Origin of the sequence: uncultured Fibrobacter sp. (assembly GCF_900316465.1) — a bacterium.
Classification (GTDB): Bacteria; Fibrobacterota; Fibrobacteria; order Fibrobacterales; family Fibrobacteraceae; genus Fibrobacter.
Genome location: NZ_ONDD01000022.1, coordinates 1 through 16234, shown reverse-complemented (window position 1 = coordinate 16234; position 16234 = coordinate 1). Strand labels below are relative to the sequence as shown.

At 49.3% G+C, this 16234-nt stretch carries 9 protein-coding genes; 4 read left to right on the top strand and 5 right to left on the bottom strand.

The genetic code is table 11. The annotated features are described in order from the left end of the window. Positions 1 to 3 precede the first annotated feature (3 nt). The 3 genes from glyA (at position 4) to QZN53_RS09705 (ending at position 4107) form a co-directional block, all read left to right on the top strand. Complete coding sequence (gene glyA / locus QZN53_RS09715) at positions 4 to 1287, top strand: serine hydroxymethyltransferase (RefSeq protein ID WP_163438773.1); 1284 nt, start codon at positions 4 to 6, stop codon at positions 1285 to 1287. Positions 1288 to 1475: 188 nt separating this feature from the next. Further along, the gene (locus QZN53_RS09710) at positions 1476 to 3137 is read left to right on the top strand and encodes a carbohydrate-binding protein (protein WP_163438772.1); all 1662 of its coding nucleotides are present in this window, start codon (positions 1476 to 1478) and stop codon (positions 3135 to 3137) included. Between the two features lie 139 nt (positions 3138 to 3276). After that, on the top strand, positions 3277 to 4107 hold the full coding sequence (locus tag QZN53_RS09705) for an ABC transporter ATP-binding protein (protein WP_163438771.1): 831 nt from the start codon (positions 3277 to 3279) through the stop codon (positions 4105 to 4107). Here QZN53_RS09705 and QZN53_RS09700 read toward each other — a convergent pair. Both QZN53_RS09700 and QZN53_RS09695 read right to left on the bottom strand, forming a co-directional pair. Then, positions 4104 to 6014, bottom strand: a complete 1911-nt coding sequence (locus QZN53_RS09700; protein ID WP_163438770.1) for a BamA/TamA family outer membrane protein — start codon at positions 6012 to 6014, stop codon at positions 4104 to 4106. The two genes, QZN53_RS09705 and QZN53_RS09700, sit on opposite strands and share 4 nt — an antisense overlap. Further along, entirely contained in the window at positions 6011 to 9895 is a 3885-nt protein-coding gene (locus tag QZN53_RS09695) for a hypothetical protein (protein ID WP_163438769.1), read from the bottom strand. The genes QZN53_RS09700 and QZN53_RS09695 overlap by 4 nt, the downstream gene beginning before the upstream one ends. A 185-nt stretch (positions 9896 to 10080) precedes the next feature. Here QZN53_RS09695 and QZN53_RS09690 point away from each other — a divergent pair, with 185 nt between their 5' ends. Beyond that, the gene (locus QZN53_RS09690; RefSeq protein ID WP_163438768.1) at positions 10081 to 10566 is read left to right on the top strand and encodes a hypothetical protein; all 486 of its coding nucleotides are present in this window, start codon (positions 10081 to 10083) and stop codon (positions 10564 to 10566) included. Positions 10567 to 10570: 4 nt separating this feature from the next. Here the strand turns inward: QZN53_RS09690 and QZN53_RS09685 are convergent, their stop codons facing one another. The 3 genes from QZN53_RS09685 to QZN53_RS09675 form a co-directional block, all read right to left on the bottom strand. Beyond that, positions 10571 to 12172: a right-handed parallel beta-helix repeat-containing protein gene (locus QZN53_RS09685; RefSeq protein ID WP_163438767.1), complete on the bottom strand. Its 1602-nt coding sequence runs from the start codon at positions 12170 to 12172 to the stop codon at positions 10571 to 10573. Between the two features lie 107 nt (positions 12173 to 12279). After that, positions 12280 to 14121 carry a hypothetical protein gene (locus QZN53_RS09680; protein WP_163438766.1) on the bottom strand — a complete coding sequence of 614 codons (1842 nt, stop codon included), beginning with the start codon at positions 14119 to 14121 and terminating at the stop codon, positions 12280 to 12282. 36 nt (positions 14122 to 14157) lie between these two features. Beyond that, positions 14158 to 15825, bottom strand: a complete 1668-nt coding sequence (locus QZN53_RS09675) for a DUF4474 domain-containing protein (RefSeq protein WP_205428136.1) — start codon at positions 15823 to 15825, stop codon at positions 14158 to 14160. Positions 15826 to 16234 lie beyond the last annotated feature (409 nt).

The following is a 16234-nucleotide window of genomic DNA, read 5'->3' as shown; positions in this document are numbered from 1 at the left end:
TAAATGCTCAAATCTACACTGCAACAGACCGATCCGGAAATCTACAACATCATCCAGGAAGAAGCCGAACGCCAGGAATATGGCATCGAACTCATCGCTTCCGAAAACTACACCTCCAAGGCCGTCATGGAAGCCATGGGCTCCGTGCTGACCAACAAGTACAGCGAAGGCTACGTGGGCAAGCGCTACTACGGTGGTAACGAAGTGATCGACAAGATGGAAGCTTTGGCCATCGAACGTTGCAAGAAGCTCTTTGGTTGTGACCACGTGAACATCCAGCCGCTGTCCGGTTCTCCGGCCAACGCTGCCGTGTACTTCGCCGTCCTCAAACCGGGCGACAAGGTCCTCGGCCTCAAGCTCGACCACGGTGGACACCTTTCTCACGGCCATCCGGTGAACTTCTCCGGCATGCTCTACAACTTCGTGCAGTACGAAGTCGATAAGGAAACTGGTCGCATCGACATGGACAAGGTCCGCGAAATCGCCCTCCGCGAAAAGCCGAAGATGATCCTCGCCGGTTTCTCTGCCTACAGCCGTAACCTCGACTGGAAGCGCTTCAAGGAAATCGCTGACGAAGTCGGCGCCCTTACCATGGCTGACATTTCTCACGTCGCTGGCCTCATCGCCGGTAAGGCAATCGATTCTCCGGTGCCGTACTTCGACATCGTGACCACCACGACCCACAAGACTCTCCGTGGCCCGCGTTCCGCTATCATCATGTGCAAGGACCGCACCATCCAGAAGATGGTGAAGGGTGAACTCAAGGAAGTCTCCCTCGCTAAGGAAATCGACAAGGGCGTGTTCCCGGGCATGCAGGGTGGTCCGCATGACCACATCAACGCCGGTAAGGCCGTTGCATTCCTCGAAGCTCTGCAGCCGGAATTCCAGACCTACGCCAAGAATGTTATCAAGAACGCTCAGGCTATGTCCGATGAAATGCAGAAGCTCGGTTACAGGGTTATTAGTGGCGGTACCGACAACCACCTCATCGTTGTCGATATGACTTCTCAGGGTGTTTCCGGTAAGGAAGCCGAAGTGGCCATGGAAAAGGTCGGCATATCCTGCAGCCGTTCTACGATTCCGTTTGATCCGCGCAAGCCGATGGACCCGTCCGGTGTCCGTCTCGGTACGCCTGCTATCACGACTCGTGGCTTCGACGAAGAAGACACTCGCGAAGTGGCCCGCATCATCGACCGCGCTATCAAGGCTAAGGACGACGATGCTGCTCTCAAGAAGATCCGCGAAGAAATCGTGGCTCTCTGCAAGAAGCATCCCTTGTATAAGTAATCGCTTCGCGCTTACTTAAGAAATTGCCCTCGGTTCAAAGCCGGGGGCTTTTTGTATGGTTTGCCGCTGCGATGCTCACTTGCAGGCTTTTTCTTTACAAACTTATAGACATATTATCCATAATTGTGGAACTGGGGGGTGGTTTTCTGCCTTGGAAAAGGTTAGATTACGGGTAAGGAGTTTATAGTATGGAATGTTTGAAGATCTCGCTTGGCGTAGCGGTTTCGCTTGCTGCCATTGCCGCATTTGCGGGACCCATCACCACGGTACCTTGGAACGGTCACCCAGGGGCCGCCACTTTCACCTTTGACGACGGTTTGCATTCGCAGACAACGAACCTGACCTTCTTGGACAATATGCCCGATGTGTCGGTGACGTTCTTTGTCTGCACGAACACGATGGACTTTTCGACCAATTCGCAGCCGCACTTGAATTATGCGAAGAAGGGTCACGAAATCGGCAACCATACGATGAACCATAAGGATTTGACCAAGGAAGGCAACCCGGGTTCTGAAATTAGCGGGGCTGCCCAGAAGTTGCGTAGCATGGGCCTTGAAGCGACCTCTTTGGCGACGCCGTATTGTGCCCAGAACGCGACGGTCAAGAATGCGATTAACCAGGAACATTTTATTAGCCGCGGTTGCGGTGGTGGCGGCCTTACGAGCTGGGACACCGAACCGGATTGGATGCAGATTGATTCTCATTACTGGCAAGGAAACGGCAGTACGGTCAACGGCTTTAAAGGAAGCCTGGACCAGGCGGCCAGCGGTAGCAAGTGGCATGTGCAGCTGAACCATGGTGTCGCTGCCAACTGGGATATTATTTCTGCAGCCGACATCAAGACGCTGATTGAATATGCCGTGCAGAAGAATCTGTGGGTGGCAAGTTTCTCGACGGTGGGCGCTTACTTGCGCGCACACTTCACTATCGATAAGGCGACCTCGACGAACACTTCGACCGGGTTTACGGTCAAGTGGACTTCTCCGCATGCGCACATGCCCAAGAGCGTGCCGCTGCGCGTCAAGATTCAGGGTGCCCAGGGCAAGACCGTGAGCCAGAAGGGCAAAGAAGTCAAGCCGAATTCCGATGGCACGTATACCATTGAATTTATGGCTCTCGAACTTGAAGTTTCTGGTGAACCGATTGAAGTCAAGCCGTTCAAGGGCGCGATTGAAATCCCGGGAACGGTCGAAGCCGAAAATTACGATACTTACGCTTACAGCGATGCTGATGGCAAGAGTGACGAAACAGGCTACCGCAGCGATGATGCTGGCATTGTGAAGGCGGGTGACGGCTACGCTCTCGGCTATACCACTGCAGACGATTACTTTGAATACACCCTCGACGTGAAGGCTGCCGGCAAGTACAAGGTGGTCATCAACGGTGCGACGGGCAATTCGACGGCATCTAGCGTGACGGTTTCCGTGGGCGACAAGAAGGTTCAAACCGAAATTCCTTCGCAAGGCGACTGGAACACTTATTCCGAAGTCGAAGCGGGCGAATTGGAACTGGCCGCAGGCAAGCAGACGCTCCGCCTGACCATCAATACCGATTACGTTAACGTGGACTGGATCAAGTTCGTGAGTGCTACGGCAACGGAATCTTCTAGCTCCGAGACACCGGAATCAAGTTCTTCGAGTACAACCGGTTTGTTGCAGAATGTGGTCTTTGCCGCGGGCCCCGCAATGGTTCGCTGCCAGGTGTTCGACATGAACGGCAAGCTGATCAAGTCCGCAAATGTAATGGCTAGCTCTACAAGCGAAGCCTGGAATAGCATGAAGGCTGGTCTCCGCGATGGCGCTTACATGATGCGCGTCGGCGACAGGGGCGTGTTCCAAGTGCGCAAATAAATAGATCAAAGAAAGAATTTTGCTCCCGAGATTATATCACTTGGGAGCATTCTTTATATAACCACAAGATTTCACGTTAGTGAAATCGAATTCGTGTGACAATTCTTAAAAAGAATCGTGATAATTCTATATTGTGAATATGTTCGCAATCAAGGCGTGTGACATCTCGTTTACTTATCCCGGCGCGCAGGCGAAGGCGCTTGCTTCGGTGAATCTTGAAATTCCCGAAGGCAGTTTCTTTGCGCTCCTGGGCCCGAATGGGGCGGGCAAGACCACGCTTTTGCGACTCTTGTGCGGGCGATTCTCGAAGTTTTCGGGCTCGCTTGAAATTGCAGACGGTTTGCGCGGCAAGAACGGTTTTCTCGACCCTTGCGCCTGCGGAATCTTGCTTGAAAATCCGGGCGTTTACTCCAAGCTTTCGATTGCGGAATACGTGGACTATTTCGTGGGCTTTTATGCGGCGCGCAATCCCGAGTGGAATGAATCTGCCGCCCGCGAACGCATTGCCACGCTTGCCAAAAAATTGGAATTGCCGAGCCTTGAAACCCGTATGGGCAAGCTTTCGCTCGGCAATCGCCAGAAGGTGCAGTTGCTACGTGCCATGGCGCCGTCGCCCAAGCTCTTGATTCTCGATGAACCGGTAGCAAACTTGGACCCGATGGCCCGCGAAACCGTGTGGAGCCTGCTTGCTGACTGGCGTAAAAACGAAGGCGGTACCGCTATCGTTTGCTCGCATATTCTGGCCGAAATGGAAGAAGAAGCGACCGATTACGCTATCATCGATCGCGGACAACTCCTGAAGAGTGGGCGAGTCGCTGACCTTGCCGGCGAATCCGCAACTTTCAAAGTGGATTCTGCCGCATCATTAGAGCAAATCCATGCAGCCCTCGCTGCTGCTGGAATCAAAGCGAATATTGCGCCTGCCGCATCGAATCTCGCGAATGTCTATCGCGAAACGGTCGGCGCCTAGAACGTTTGCGACAGGTCGAAGGCGAATCGGCCGGAAGCGAAGTGTTCCAAGTTCCAGTTGCTCAAATCCTTCTTGAATGCATAATCCAGGCGGAACGTCAAGAACTGCCAGCGGTAACGAATGCCTAGACCCAAGCTTTCGTCTTCTTCGGCGGCGTATTTTCCGCTTTCGCTGTCGGTTACGCGGGCCCAGTCATAGAACTGCACGATTTGCCAGCGCTGCCAAGATTTCCACGGGAATGTCCAGCGCACTTCTTGGTTGAATCTAAAGTAAAGCGGTGTAAGGCCCGTGTGAATGTCGGTAACCTCTTTTTCTTCGCCGGTATCTTCGTCGCGCACGGTGTATGTGCTGTCGTAGCTTGCGTAAATACTGCGGAATCGATAACCGCGCACAGAACGCGTGCCTCCCTGGTAAAAGATTCGGGCGTCGTCTTCAAGGGCCTTGGCAAAGAATCTACCGACGCTTCCGCTAACGGCTCCGTAAAAGGTCCAGAATAGCGGGTGGTAAAGGTTCACCGTCATTTCGCCATAGGTGTAGGGGTCGCCCACCATGGTCGGGTTTTGAAGGTCGGCTTTCCAGTTAGATCCCGCGCCAAGTGTGGGGGCAAGTCGTATACCCTTTGTCGGGTTGAAGTAGTCGTCGGTGTAGTCAAAGGTAAGTGCTGTTTCGCCTTTCAGTTTGAAGAGCTTGTCTTCGTTCTTGTTTACGTAACGGGTATCGAATGTGCCGCGGAAACGAATGCGCTTCGTAATGCCGAAAGTCAAGTCTGCACGGTTGATGATTTCGTAACGTTCTTCCAAGCTGTCGGGGTATGCCGGCGGGTTGATTTTTTCGTGGTTCAGGGTAATGCGGTCTTCAAAGCGAATCGCAGTCGGAATAAAGCTAAACGAGGTTCCAAACAAGAGCGGGTTAGCGTAACCGACTGAGGCTTCTTGCTTGTGCTGTGCAATTTGTGCGCTAGTCGAAAATTCGTGGAAATGCCCAAAGAAGTTCTTGTGCTTTGCCGAGGCGAGTGCTCCGAATCCGTAGATTTCTTCGAAGAAGAACCCGTAGCGGGTTTCGCCGGGCACGCGTTCGGTCACGTTCAGGTAAACGTCTGAAAGGCCGTCTTCCCTGAGCGAGTCGCTCATCTTGATTTGAGTAAACAGCTGGGTCGAGAAAAGCTTGTTTCTAAAGGTGTAGTACTGGTTACCATCAATGATTTCGCCTTCGGGAATGCGCCATAGGCTAGAGAGCCATGCCGTATCGGTAAGGCCTGTTTCCGAAGTGACCAAGTTCGGGTTGCGCCTGTCTTTAGTACGGCGGCTAGAAGAGGTGATGTTTCCCATCATGACTTTTGCGCCCGGATCAACTGTAATCTGCACCAGAATCTTTTTGCGCGTCGTGTCAATCATTTCGATAGAAGAAAGCGTAGAATGCAGGTAACCTTCGCGGCGGTAGGCCTTTTGAATGTCTTCCAAGTCTTCGGCAATATCGTCTTGGTTGTAAAGGTGGTCTTGGGCGATATTCAATTTCGATTCGTCAATTTCAACCCTGCGGTCTTCGGGAACAATCAATTTGACTCCGCTAAAGCGGTAACGCTCGCCATCGCGAATGGTGATAAAGTAACCGCGAATGCTGCTGTCTGCTGAAACGATGTCGCGCTGGATGTCCATTGACAAATCGAGACTGTAATAACCGCGAGAATAGTAGAGCGCCTTGATGTTTTCAAGTGAAAGACGCATCATGAAGTCTTGCTTGGTCGTATCCATCTTGCCGAATTCTTCGGGAATGTCAAGCTGTTCTTCAAGCTGGAACGTCGAGAAGGCCTTGTTACCCTTGATGTTTACGTACCACGGGTGCTTATCGTCATCGGCTGCTAGGCATACGAAGGTGAATGCTAAAAGAAGGAATAGGATCTTTTTCATTTTGAATCCTCCTTTTGCTTAGAGGGCGATTCGATGGCTTCGCAGCGCCCAAGGCCAAGAATACACGGGTTCCAGAATCGGTACATGTAGTTGATGCCGACGTCTTTTTCGAGTCGGTCGTTACTTCCGGCACCGGTATTGGTCAAGTACTGCTTAGATGTCAGCATACCGTTCAGGTACAAGGTTGGCGACAAATGGTTCTCGTGCGAGTATATGTCTTCTTGGAATACGGGCAACGTGTAGTTGATGCCGAATTGGAACGACTGGTCGTAAGTGGGGCTTACGCTCTGGTCTTGAGTGTAGCCAAAGATCAAACTCAAATCCTTAACCCAGCGGTCCAGCGAAATCGGAATCTTGAAGTAGCTGGAGTCCTTATCGCCGGTGGTGTTGTTTTCAAAGAACATCACCTTCATTTCGATATCACCAATGTAGTCGCCGCCCAAGGTCTTGTTGGCCGTTGTCGAAATCACTTTACCGATTGCCTTACCGGCAAGTTTATTCCAGTCGGTTTCTTCGCCGTTGTCGTTTGCAATACAGCCAAGCAAAATGTTGTAGTAAATCGATGCCGCCGAGGCGTCGGTACCGCAGTTAGACGAGGGAACTGCCTGCAGGTTCGAAATGGTTCCTTGCAAGTCTAGGTTGATCGGACATGTCTCTTTTTCGCTTTCATTTGTTTCGGCTGAACAGTAGGGGAGTTCCTGGCTACTGCTCACGTCGACGACGCCCTTTTGCCAGGGAACATCGTTCCAAGAAATCATGAACGAATTCAAGTCGAATTCATAGATATCTTTAACGCCAATAAATCCGCTGTTCGTGTTCGTTATGTCGCCGCGTAACAGCGGACGTACCGTGTTGCCAAGCACCCAAATGTCAACTGTAAGCGGGAAGGTTGCAAATGGCGTTACGACGGCCATGGAATCTGTCTGAGAGTCGCTGATATGCACCGCAAGGTTAATGGGGCTTGATACAGAAATCTTTTCTTCTTTTGCGCCTTCCTTGCGCATCTTGGCGACAAAGTTGTTGAACATGGTCAAGTACTTGTCGAGAGCGGCTGGCGTAATGTCTATGTCAAAGTCGCGGTAGAACACCATCTTGTCAATTGTAATATCGCCTGTAATGGTGCTGTTCTTGATGATACCTTCTTGACTATGCGGAATCGCGAAACCGATATTTCCGCGGGCAATGGCTTCTGCATCGCCGTAAATTACGTTGTTAAACTTGTAAGAAATCTTCGGAATGTTCGCGGTCACGCGCAACTCTTCTTCGCTGTCGGTCATGGTAGAATTGATGTCTTCAAGCACAAGGTAGTGCGACTCGGTCTTGATTGAATAACGGTCGGAATGCACGTTGATAGAATCAATCTTCATGCTGTCGAGGTTGAACTGCAGCGTTCCCGAAATGACTTCGTCGTTTTCATTCTTGGTTCTTGCTTCGTAAATGTTCAAGAGACCGTCTTCCACATGGCCGCGCATGTAAATCGGGAACTGCACCTTTGTTCTAGGCGGTTCGTATATGGTGGAATCCAAGCTCATGTCTGCGGTAATTCCGGTAAGTCCCTTTCGCAAATCGGCCGCAATGTCCACATGCAAGTCGGTATTCTTGATTTCGCTGACCGTTCCCGGAATGAACCAAGAACCGTTTGCGTCTACAGTTCCCTTGAATAACAGGTCGTTGTCAATAAAGCCTTCGGCCCAAACCGTGCCGCCGTTGTCACTGCCATGCGAGAAACTGACGTGGCGTTTGTCGCTAAATACGTTGTTGATGATCACTTGCGTGTTGCCGGTCCAGCCGCCGCCACCAATGTCCAGGTAAGCGTTCAGTTCAACCTTGTCATTTTCGGCAAATACGTTCAACTTTCGAATGTTGAACAGGTCGGGTGGAATCTTTCGGAACTTGATGTCTGCAAAACTCAAATTTCCAATGAGCTTGTTGCCTTGGTTGTAGGTGAGGTCACCGTTAAGCATGCCCGAAGTGAGCGTGCTGTCGTTAAAGCTTTCAAGCAGTAGCGGAATACTGAAGTCGTGCGACGAAATGTTTGCGAATAGCACTTCTACAGGTAGGAAGGTCGTGGGCTTGAAGTCCGGGTTAGAATCGTTAGGCAACACGAATACGGTTGTTGCAGTAACGGAGTTTCGGTTGTGGATGGCCTTGAAGTTGTCTATGAATAGCGTGTCTCCGTTTGCGCGGATGGACGTTTCAAGTCCGACGTTGAATGCGTCCAAACCGCCATCCACAGATACATCCATGTATCCAAATCGGTTGTCAAAGTCGTGGTGCCATTCTCCGCTCACCTTTCCTCGAATGTTTCGTCCAAGTTTTATGTCAGAGAACGGAATCGTTTCGAAAACCACCTTGTCGGCTAGAACGTCAAGTGCAATCGAATCTCCAATGTGAACATAAGCGCTCGCGCTACCGCCGTGCTGCTGTCGTACGTTCCAGGAGGTATGCGGGTGTTCGTCGTTCCATTTCACGTCGCCGTCGAAATCAAACGTTTCGTTCGGCGTGTATATGGTACCGTTCGAAAAATCGATGCCTTTCTTGTTGATTGCAAGCGTTACTTGTAGCGAGTCGGCCGTAATGTGGTAGGCGTTGATAATCGAATTGATTTTCGCGAGGATTTTCAGGTAATGCCCGTCAAATGCTCCGTATGCCTTCGTTCGTGCGCCCAAGGTCAGGTTGCCTTGAGTCCAGTCTAGCGCCCACGGTTCGTAAGGCGAAATGTCGCCTGTAAAGGTGAGCGAAAGCGAATCCTTGAAATTAATCTGAGCATCGACCAAAGAGCCGTGCCTTGTTTCGACAGAAACCGTGAGCTCGTTGTCGAACAGTTCGCCCGAGCGAATTTCCATATCCAGCGGCATCATCTGCGGGCCGAACATGGCGTTCATGCGGTCGACGCGCCCTGTGAAAAACACGTTGCGTTCCTTGTCCACATTTCCGTTCAGTACAATGGTTCCGCCTTCGTCGTTTCGAAGAACCACGTCGGCATCGATGTTGTCCATGTCGCCCGAAATGTTTACGGTTACGTTCTCGGCGAGTAGCGGCCAGAAGGCGCCCACCCTCGTTTCAATCGTGGCGTCGTAAGAGGTGCGGTTCTTTTGCAAGTCGACGTTTGCCGTAGCGGATACCTTGACCTTGCCGAGCTCGGGTACTGCCGGCGGCAGCTCCACCGGAATCCAGTCTTCGGGATTGGTGATGGTCAGGTCTGTGCTAGTCTTGATTTTTCCGAGGTTGTCCTTGGGCGCTTCGACATTCAAGGCGATAGAATCTTTCTTCGTCTTGATTTTGCCGTCAAGCTTCAATTTGTCGCTGCTGAAATCTGCGTTCAGGTTAACGCTTGCCGGCGCCGAGATATAGTCGCCTTTAATGTTTCTTGCGCTGATGGAAAGAGCCTTTTGCCCGCGGCTTTCTACAGAAATATTGCTTGCTTGCCAGCTCTTGCCGTCAGAGAGGTTAACGCGCGCCTCCTTGACGTCGACTTGCGCCGGAATGTGAATTTTCAGTTTTTCCGGGAATTTGGGAATGCTGTCGTTTTTCTTTGACTTTTTCTCGTCTTTTTCCTTGGAAACGTCGATGTCTGCAATCACCGAATCCATGGCGAGTCTAATGCCCTTGGGTTCGCCAATTAGGGTGATTTCCAAATTCGGATTGGCCACCTTGATATCGGTTCCGTCCATCGAAACCCGAATTGAATCGAAATGGTGGGTCAGTAGGTCGTCCATACGGTGCCCGTGAGGGCTAATCGTAACGCCCGCGATTGTGTGCGGAGTCGACAGGAATCGTTCCGCGAGCGCATGCAGGAACCAGACGCCAAGGGCAATGGCGCCAACAACAGCCGTGGCGAAGGCGGCTGTTCCTAGAAATGTCGTCGGTCTCCTGATCAACTTGATTCCAAGTATAGAAATTGCGCTAAAAATGGTCTTTGAATTTTGTGGAAAAGAGACCCTAAATCCTTGTCTGTCAACGAGTTAGGGCTTTGTTTTGTTTCGGTTTGCTTACAAAGGCGAGAAAACGCAATATGGCCGTAAATTTCATATATTTTGTCCGGCTAAAAAAGGAAAATTTCGCAATGTCGGAACAAGTTTTAACGCATGAAACGCTGGTGGAATTTTTCGGTGAAGAAGAATTCAAAAAATTGTGCAATCACGAGGCAGGCCACGCTCTTGTCGCCTTGTTGTTCAAGCGCCCGCTCGATTATGTAAAAATGAACAATTCCAAGGAGCAGCCGGGCGTTACGCACATCGCGGGCTCGGAACTTGAAGGCGACGCGCACATCGCCATGGCGGGACATCTGGCAGAATTCTTGATGCGCAAAGAGTTCAAGTGCGACCTCGATACGGTCATGAAGGAATTGCCGATGGAACTCTACAAGAGCGATCCTGACTACCAGCGCTTTCAAGCGGCATGTTACTATTTCCAGCTGTCCGAAGCAAACGTTGTCGAGCAGGATTACAATATCCTTATGGCATGCCAAAAACCGCTTTGCAAAATTGCGCAGGCTCTTAATGAACGCGCTTACCTGAGCCGTGCAGATGTCGAAGGCTTGCTAAAGTAATTTTTTACTTTATTCTAAATTGCCGCCATGCTTTGCCCTGTCGGACCAAGTATATTCCAGGATTTTTAATTTGCGTGGGCGAGATTCCCAAGTAACGGCCTTGCAAATCGAATACTCTCGCTGGCGCATTTGTGGCGGCGTGCGAGTTCGTTGAATTCCGAATTTTCTTGGCTATCGGAGTTGTAGAATAGCTGTATTGGTACGCTCCCAAGCCTAATTCTTGGGCGCGGCTCCCTTCCTTGAGTTTCAAGAAGCCTACATCGGGCAGGCTACCATCGGCATTGCGCGGGCCGAGCATCCCCGGAATCGTTGAGAGGTCTTCGCCGGTCACGGTCATGCTTGGGTCATCGAGACTCACAAAATCGTCTTCTGTCAAATCGAGATTCAAATTCCATGTGTTATTTTCGCCTGCCGGGCAATCCACATAGTGATCGATGTTCTGGCTCGAAATCTTTTCCCAGCAGGTCCCGATTTGCGAAAGCTTATTCGGAAAGGCGATATTGTTCTTCATAACATGCGCGTTGTCGCCCGTAAGCGGGGCCACCTCGGCAAGGCGAGTTTTGCCGTCTTCGGCGTAGAGCGTCGATGCCATGCTAAAAGAACGGTCCTTGTTCATGTAGGCCGTGTTGTTGAGCCACTGGCTGCCGGCATTGGTGTAGTTCGCGTAAAAGCCCGAAGATTTATTATTCCAAGCGACGCAATACTTAATGATATGATGTCCGGTGCCATACGTGCTCTGGCCCATCTTGATTCCGTAACCGTTTCCATTTTTCGGGTTCCCGCGCCCGTAATCGCTGTAGCCATTCCCCATGGCATAGCAGTTCTCCAGAACCACCGGGAATTCCTGGTTGATAAAATCGAAACCGTCGTCACTGTTCCACCAGGCACGACACCCAATGAACTTGGTGGTATCGCCTTCGCCCGGCTTCTGGTAATGCGCACCGAAACCGTCCGCATTTTCGCCATCGCCCTGCCAACCCGTAGGGTCGTAATTGTCGTGGGCATCGCAATTCAAAAAAATGTGCCCGCCGCCATCTGCAGCACCGTCGTTCGCAAAGAACCCCGGGCCCGCATTGTGGTGGCTATCCATCTCTTCTAGAAAAATGTGCTTGCTCGCATACAGAAACACACCCGAATTTGAATTATGCTTCATGGGTGTATTGCGAACCTCAAACCCCTTCAAATGCAGGAATTTCGCCGAAATCACGATAGGCGACGTGTACATCGCACCCGCAGGCGTGCCATCGCTATACTCCTTGCCGATAGCCACGGGGAGGTTGGCTGCGTCAAAAATCGGACGCTCGCCCGGATAGGCTAGGTAATGAATGCGATTGTCGTCGCTTTCGCCACTTGCTGTCAACAAGATGCCCGCTGTCATCTTGTATCGTTCGTAAAAGACCGTGTCTTTCAGGTCGTAAATGCCACCGCGAATCCAGACGGTATCGCCTGCGGTCACCACCTTGTTTGCCTTGTTGAGCGTTGCGAAAGGCTTCTCCTTTGTGCCCGCCGCATTGTCGCTGCCGTCGGTCGCCACATAATACACGGCGCTGAACGCCTGTGTCGCCGACAGGGCTAGCCCTAAAGCCAATAAGAACTTTGCTCCCATATACACCTCGAGTATTTATCTTTAATATACTTGATTTTTTTGAAAAAAGAAGAAAGCCATCCTCATTTTGAATGAGGATGGCTTATTGTATTAAATATTAGACGAAATTAAAGGACTTTGAAGGCAGCCTTGTTACTTGTAACCTTGGCTCCTGTAGCATCCTTTATTTCGCAACGGTAATAGCCAGAGGTTTCAGCATGGGCAACCGTAAAGTAATTCTGCTCCTGGTATCCAAAGCTGCCCCAACTGACTCCATCTCTGGAGAATTGCCACTGGTAAGAATAAGGAGCTTTACCGCCCTGTACTGCGACTGTGTAAGTGACGCAATTGAATGCACCCTTTTTCGCGCTACCGTCCTTGGGTTGCGTTGTAATCGTAAGCGCTCCGGCCGGCTGCAGAACAGTCAAGGTAACCTTATTCGAAGTCACTTGCTTGCCGGCAGCATCCGTAATCACGCAGCAATAGACATAGCCATTCATATCTTCGCCAGAAGTTTTCTTGACGGTGAATGTACTTGTGCTACCGCCTGTGTACCATGAATTTTCCTTAATCGAATAGTTGTAGCCATTCTTGTCGCAGCGATACCATTGATAGCGAAGCGGCGTTTTGGAGCTTGTTGCGGTTACGGAGAACGTTCCGCCGTTGCCATAGGTAACGGTGAGGTTGCTTGGCTGCTTGGTGATTTTCAGATTGGAGGTGACAACCTTTCTGAAGTGTTTGAGATACAGCTTGTCGGTTCCTACAGAACCGGCGTCTTCGTTATCAATCATGATAGCGTGCAATTGACCCTTGACATTGGAATTGCTGCGGGAGTCCGCATCCAAATCCCAATAAGTAAGTCCTTCCGGTTCCTGACGGAATCCGTCATATTGGAATCTGAAACCGGATTTTTGATTAGAATGGCAAATACGCTTTGCAATGTTGTTCTCTATTCTAAAGACGGAGATACCGCCTTCGTCATTTGCCATATTCCTGTACTTGGTGCCGCCTTGCCAATCTGTCGGGCAGCCGTTGCTCAGATAAAGATGATTGTCGTTGTCAAAGCATCCGCCTTGCATCCAATCTCTAGTTAGCACTTTCCCGTTTTCATCACGGAGCTTAACGGTTCCGTAATAATTAAGGAAATGCTTAGACTTGGAACGAATAGCATTCATGTCAATCGTAAATACGCGAATGGGATTGCTGTCGTTCAATCCGGAACTTGCTGTGTAGAGTTTGCCATCTCTTGGGTTAATGGCGACCCAGCCCATTGAATCCCATTTCTTTCCATCAATGGTATTGAATTCCTGATATGTAATTTCTGTCAACGTATTTGCGTCGTAAACGCAGATGTCAGATCCATTGTCATATGATTTGGGAATAAACAGGTATCCCTGATAGTAATCGAGGTCACCGAAATGTCTTCCCTTTTGTGAGGTGTTGCTTTTACAAGCCGAAGAAAAATTGGTACCGATAGGAAATTTCCACAAACAACCGTATTGCGTCATGTACCAATAGTCTCTGTCATGGCAAATGCCGTTGCATTCCTTAAAACTTTTGTTTTCGGGGTAAGTTTTAAGGTATTCAAATTGAATGTTGTCGTAATTGTAGCTATAAGAGATGTTGTTGGATGGTGCAGAAAGGGTTGCAATGCAAAGACCTTCAAATTTAAGAGAGTTGCTTAAAGTTGTTCCCTTTACGGAATACTTTGCGTCATCCGTTCCATACCTGCTGTAAACGAAACGTTCGCTAGCTTTGCGGTTCTTTCCTGCAACAACGACGGCTTCGAGCCATACAATATCACCTTCCTGGAAGATGCTGTATTCGGTAAGGTCTAAAATTTTCATAGATCCTTTAGCAAAAGAGCCCGTCGTCTTGGAATCCGTTTTGCCATTTGCGTGCGTGGCGTGAACACGAAGCTTTGCCACAAAGGCGCCATTGTTTTTCAAAGAGAATGATCTTACAGACATTTTTACTCCTGTTATTGTTTGTAATTGATTTGTGTGTTAGAAAGTGTGTACTAAAGTGAGTTTATTACGGTCGCCGCTCCAGTTGGGGAATCGGACTTTCATAAAATCATCGAATAGTTGTTTTTGAGATTGATTGAATTGAACGGTATACTCTGCAACCGTGTCCTTGGGGTTTACGCCTTGTAATTGAGGTACAAAGGAGGTGATCCACCATTGAGGTTCACGAGGTGCGTATCTACAAATTTGATTGGGAAGAGTGCCTTTGCCCTTGATGGTGAGCGTCATGGGCATAACTGGGGTCTTATCGTCAGATTCGTAGTAATCGTAATAGGATTTTGTCGCGACTAAGCTCAAGGTCTTTTTAATAGAGGCCTTGATTACGGCTTCTGTAAGGGGCAATTTGGGAAGTGCGAATCGAGCGTATTCTTTAAAGAAATCGTTGACTCCCTGCATGATTTTGTCCGTCAAATCCTTTAGACTCATTCTTTTGACGAACCTGTAGAAGCCCATTTCGGCACCTGCACCCAGATTGAGATAATGCCCCTTCCAGGTCCAGAAAATGTACCGTTGTCCTTGAGACGTGAATTCAAACTTCTCCCTCATCATATTTGTGCCGTAATTGAACGCTTCGTCGTACAAATCGCAGTAACCAAACTTGCGCTGGATACAATCGACTATTGTATGGTAAACGCGTCGTCCATTTTGTAGACCGCTAACAAAACCGAATAGCTTGAAGAAATCTGCAAATTGACCTTTGGCCGTAATGGATCTCAGGAACGGATCGCCGCCAAGGGCTTTGTCATTCCAAGAAATGTAAATGATGTTGGGATTGCTGCTGCTATAACTGGTCGTCTGTTCCTTGGACAAGTCTCCGTGAAGAATCACGTCTTCTTCGTAGCAATCGTAGTTCTTGTCCATGAACCAAATATGGCCTTCTCCCGTTTTCTTGGGGCCCGACGCATAAGTGGTGATTCGTGTTTTGCTTCCGCTCTTTTCGGAAACGATAGATGCGATGCGACCATCGTTCACGAATTTCATGACATCGGCAAGGCTGTGATTTTTAATTCTTACGCAGCCGCCAATGGGTAAGCCTGTGCTGGTTGACGAATAGATGCTGTAATTTCGGTAAGCTTCTTGTCGATCAACGCCGTCGCAAATAAAATCTACGGGAGAGTATGCTGCAAGGCCGTTGTATTTAATGCTGCAGTTTAGGGTTGTACCCTTGCAATCATACTTTGCAATGGTTGTTATATCCTTTTTGTAGACGAAATATTCGTTCGCGATGACGTTCTTGTTTCCAGCAACGATATCCATTACAAAACGGAAATGATCGCCCGGACTAATGCCGCCAACTTCGCTAATGTTCACCATTTCGGGGATTCCGGCTGTGACGTTGACGATGTGCCCTGTAGTTTTCCAAGGGGTGTAACTTCCCTTACGGTACTGAATCTTTGCGTTGTAAGCATAAGTCCCCGAAACCTTCAAAAAGAGCGCGGATGCTTCACCTGAATAAACGACGGTTGCGAATCTGCCCTTGTAAACAGCCTTGGCTTTTAGAGTTGTTCCAGTGCCATTGTACGAAGCGTAATAGTCGCTATCCTTTCTATATGTGAATGTCTCGGATGCGACAATCGTTTTGCCGGCTCTGATGTCCATGACGAATCGGACGGTCGCGCCTTCCCGGATGCCTGAAACATCCTTCAAATAAACTTCTTTCGATATACCTACAGAAACATTTGCTAGGTTATCGCTTCTTTTCCAACTACTTTGGCCGGGGTTTTTGTAGTCAACCCTTGCCCGATAGGCGTATGCGCCAGTAACAGTGAGATGAAGACGGTAGATATCGTCCATTTGTACGCTCCTTTTTTTATGTGTAAAACTCATTTGTATGAATTTTGCTTTGTATAAATTAACATAATATTTTCAAAATAAACAAATAAGATGTATATTTTTTGTATTTTTTTTGTCAGAAAATGACGGTGTTATGACGCTAACATACAACGTAATGACATTGTATTTTGTGCTAAAAAATCAATGTGTTTGAAAGCGGATAAAATGCCTCTTTTAGCAAATTTTTTTCAGTTCGAAAGTCCTTTCAGGTTGTTTATTCGCT

What these genes read in the sequence shown, in the direction of transcription:
- QZN53_RS09685 (WP_163438767.1), bottom strand. Translation starts at nt 12,172, where the DNA reads ATGGGAGCAAAGTTCTTATTGGCTTTAGGGCTAGCCCTGTCGGCGACA.
- QZN53_RS09680 (WP_163438766.1), bottom strand. Translation starts at nt 14,121, where the DNA reads ATGTCTGTAAGATCATTCTCTTTGAAAAACAATGGCGCCTTTGTGGCA.
- QZN53_RS09700 (WP_163438770.1), bottom strand. Translation starts at nt 6,014, where the DNA reads ATGAAAAAGATCCTATTCCTTCTTTTAGCATTCACCTTCGTATGCCTA.
- QZN53_RS09705 (WP_163438771.1), top strand. Translation starts at nt 3,277, where the DNA reads ATGTTCGCAATCAAGGCGTGTGACATCTCGTTTACTTATCCCGGCGCG.
- QZN53_RS09710 (WP_163438772.1), top strand. Translation starts at nt 1,476, where the DNA reads ATGGAATGTTTGAAGATCTCGCTTGGCGTAGCGGTTTCGCTTGCTGCC.
- QZN53_RS09690 (WP_163438768.1), top strand. Translation starts at nt 10,081, where the DNA reads ATGTCGGAACAAGTTTTAACGCATGAAACGCTGGTGGAATTTTTCGGT.
- glyA (WP_163438773.1), top strand. Translation starts at nt 4, where the DNA reads ATGCTCAAATCTACACTGCAACAGACCGATCCGGAAATCTACAACATC.